General features: G+C 69.9%; 1 protein-coding gene. It reads right to left on the minus strand.

All coding sequences use genetic code 11. The annotated features are described in order from the left end of the window. Window positions 1-41: 41 nt before the first annotated feature. Window positions 42-1,193: an ISAs1 family transposase gene (locus tag P3T29_RS32600; protein ID WP_280720294.1), complete on the minus strand. Its 1,152-nt coding sequence runs from the start codon at window positions 1,191-1,193 to the stop codon at window positions 42-44. Window positions 1,194-1,337: the final 144 nt, after the last annotated feature.

A 1,337-nucleotide genomic window follows, 5' to 3' on the forward strand; every position in this document is an offset into this window, starting at 1 on the left:
CAGGGGTGTTGCAAAGTCCGGTGATCTTGTAGGTGTGCTGGTCAGGCGATGCCGAGAAGGTCGAGCGGGCGGCTGAAGGGCTCGTAGGAGGCGCGCCGGAGGCCAGCGGCGATGTTGCGGTGCCCGTGCTGCCGCAGCGTGTTGATCGCCAGGTTGCGTAGGGTCGCCATGTTCTCGGGGCCGTGGCCGGTGCGGATCTTCGAGGCGTCCTCGGCGAAGGTGGTGTCTCGGACGAAGTGAAGCCGGTTCTCGATGGTCCACTGCGACCTGGCGAGCCGGCCGAGGCGCTGGGGCGAGGCTTGTTGCGAGGTCAGGTCGGTGATTGCGTAGATGGTCTGGCGGCTGACGGTGCCGGTCTTAAGGTCGGTGCGGTGGCGCAGGATGCGTGCGGCCTGGACGGCGTGGGGGAAGTCGAGTCCGAGGCCGGTCACGGTGAGGGCTCTGGTCACGCGGGTCTCCTTGCGGCCGTGGCCGGTCTCGCGGTCGTAGCGGCGTGCGGTGACGTCCTTCCAGGGCAACGACCGCAGCTGCTGGTGCAGCCCGGGTTGGTTGGCCTTGACGACCAGCAGGTAGTGGGCCTTCTTCTCCTCGACCAGGAATCGCGCGTGGGCGCGTTGGGTGTGCAGCGCGTCGGCCGTGACGGTGACCCCGGTCAGGTCGTAGGGCTCCAGCAGCGCGGCGAAGCACGTGATTTCGTTGGTCTTGTCGGGAACCCGCAGTTGGGTGACGGTCCGGCCGTCGCCGGTCATCGCGGCCAGCAGGTGGGCGGCGGGCGAGGTGCCGTGCCGGGAGCCGCGGGCGGCCTTGCCGTCCACGGCGATCGAGTCCGATCCCGCTGGATCGGCGCCGGTCAGGTCGGCCAGGCCGCCGGGGCAGGCCAGGTTGACGACCCGTCGGATCGTGGCGGCACTCGGCGCGACACGCACCCCGAACGCTCCGACCATGCGGGCACCGAGCCGGGTCAGGGCGTGCTGCGGAGCGCTCGCGGACCACTGGCCGATGGCCGCGTACGAGCGAGCGCCGGCGACCACCGCCGAGGCGGCGACCAGGAGCACCGCCACGAACGGGTGACGCACCCCTCGGCGTCGACGCGGATCGGGCAGCAGCCTCAACCGCTCCACCAGCGACAATCCCGCCACGCCGTCCAGAGCGGGCGACTTGATCAGGCAGACGGTGGCAGACTGGCGGCACATCGAAGCTCCGGCGGTTCAGGGCGACTTGGGAAGGTCACCCCGTTCAACTGGAGCTTCGTTGCGTTCGTGACGGGCCAGGCCCGGACCCCTTCATCGGCATGACCTGCGCACTCACATGCTCACCGGGACTTTGAAACGGCCCTG

It is taken from the genome of Kitasatospora sp. MAP5-34, from assembly GCF_029894335.1.
Lineage (GTDB): Bacteria > Actinomycetota > Actinomycetes > Streptomycetales > Streptomycetaceae > Kitasatospora.